3 protein-coding genes are annotated in these 1,826 nt (G+C 57.8%); all 3 read left to right on the forward strand.

Annotated features, from left to right (window positions below):
• On the forward strand, window positions 1-830 hold an 830-nt coding region (locus JIN85_RS20305; RefSeq protein ID WP_200274288.1), incomplete at its 5' end, for a hypothetical protein.
• Entirely contained in the window at window positions 827-1,486 is a 660-nt protein-coding gene (locus JIN85_RS20310; protein ID WP_200274290.1) for a hypothetical protein, read from the forward strand. The genes JIN85_RS20305 and JIN85_RS20310, both read left to right, overlap by 4 nt.
• 11 nt (window positions 1,487-1,497) lie before the next feature.
• Window positions 1,498-1,826: hypothetical protein (locus JIN85_RS20315; RefSeq protein WP_200274292.1), on the forward strand; the 329-nt coding region annotated here is incomplete at its 3' end.

The following is a 1,826-nucleotide window of genomic DNA, read 5'->3' on the forward strand; positions in this document are numbered from 1 at the left end:
AGCTTTTCCAAGCCGCTCCGAATGGTGCCCAGGGAGATCCTGAGACAGCCGAACGTGGCCACGAAACAAAGGAGGACTTGGAAAAGTTTGATGAGAAGCCGGGCGAAAAACCGAAGGTGAAGGCGGCGGACGCATCGCTGACTTGGCGCAGGTTCCCGGCAGGATCTGGCACGCTCGGCATTCCCCGATCGGAAATGCCACAAATCGCCAGCGGCAATCGCGGTGCCCTGGTTGGATTTTTGCGAGCTCGCGGGATCGAAAGCACGTCGGAAGAAGTCGAAGCCGATTCGTTAAAAGCAACCCAAGCCGAGTATGCTCCCGAAAAAGTAGACGCCGCGTCGAACTACAGCGGCGGCAATCGCGCCATCCTCATTTCCCAGGACAATCACGTCGTCGACGGCCATCACCAGTGGCTTGCCGCGTTGAAACAGGAAAAGCCGATCAAGGTGATTCGTTTACAGGCACCGATCACGCGCATCCTGATGATGGTGCACCGAATGCCGAGCACGACCGTTGCAGCCAGCATCCGGGAGGATTACGCCGACAGCCAGCCTTCGACCATTGATCGCCTGGCAGAAAACGTCCTGAAGAATCTAACCGGTGTTTCCCGCGAATGGCTTTCGCCGGTACGCCCGGCCTTCGAACGATTGGCTGCTTTGGCGATGTCGAACAACGTGAACGATCAGGATTTCGAAGCGGCCTTGGAGAAAGCACATCGCGAAATGCCTGAGCTTTTCGGGCGATTCAACACGCCCGCACTGCAGACGGCTTTCGAGGAAGCCATTTCTTCGGGAGTCCTGGCAGGCAGCACAAGCCGCTACGAATCATGATTGCTCTCAAGGTCAGTGTGAAAAACGACGCGAGCGAGTTCATGCAGCGATACGTCGAAAGCCTCTCCGGTTCTGAAAAGGCGGGGCTGAACAAAGTCGCGGGCAAGGCTGCGGTGCTTGAGGCAGCTGCGTATCATCGCGAGTTCGACCGCGCCGGCAAATGGCGTGGCAAGAACTACATGGGCAAGGGTGGGGGCGAAGGCTCCGCGTTTGGCTCGACCATCACCGCAGGTTGGTCGTTCGGCAGTTCGGATCAGGACGGCGCCATCATCTTTAACGACGCCGACCACTATGCTCACAAGGTTCATGGCGGGACCATCCGCGCCAAGCGGGCCAAGGCGTTGACGATTCCGATCATCCCGGAAGCTCGCGGCCGTCGTGCAAAGGATTACGAGATTTTCTATCACACCCGGCTTTTCACGATCAAAGGCAAGCGTGCCCTGTTCGAGCAAGTTGAAGCTGGCGTGAAGAAAGGCCGAAAGAAGAAGGGAAAATCGGGAGCTTCTGGCGGATCCAAGATTCGGGCCGTCTATCTGCTTCTCAAGAGCGTGACCCAAAGCCCGTGGCCGGGAGCCGTGCCGCCGGAGGATCGGCTTGCGGAGAGTTATGCCAATGCCTGGCGCAAGGAACTGGAACGGAGACTGGAAAACCTATGATTGATCAACCGATGTCATTGCAGGAAGGGATCGAGTTCCTTCTCGATAAAGAGCAATTGCCTGCCGAGTGGGATGCCAGCGAGTGGGCGGCGCAGGAGGACGACATCAAGCTGCGTGCGTTCTTTTCATCGCGTGTGGAAAACGCCCGCTTCCTCGATCGCGCTCAAGGTCTGATTTTCGACTATCTCACCAAGGTTCGGGATGAAGTGACTCTGCCAGACGGCACCAAGACCACGGTGCTGCGAGTGGGTGGCCGCGCCGACTTCGTGCGGCTGATGCGCGAGTTCATGATCGAGGAAGGCATGGCGACCGAAGAGGAAATGTGGAACACCGAGCAATC

The organism is Luteolibacter pohnpeiensis, from assembly GCF_016595435.1.
Lineage (GTDB): Bacteria > Verrucomicrobiota > Verrucomicrobiia > Verrucomicrobiales > Akkermansiaceae > Luteolibacter > Luteolibacter pohnpeiensis.

Excerpts from the sequence above, each read along its gene's own strand:
- JIN85_RS20310 (WP_200274290.1), top strand. The coding sequence starts at position 827 with ATGATTGCTCTCAAGGTCAGTGTGAAAAACGACGCGAGCGAGTTCATG.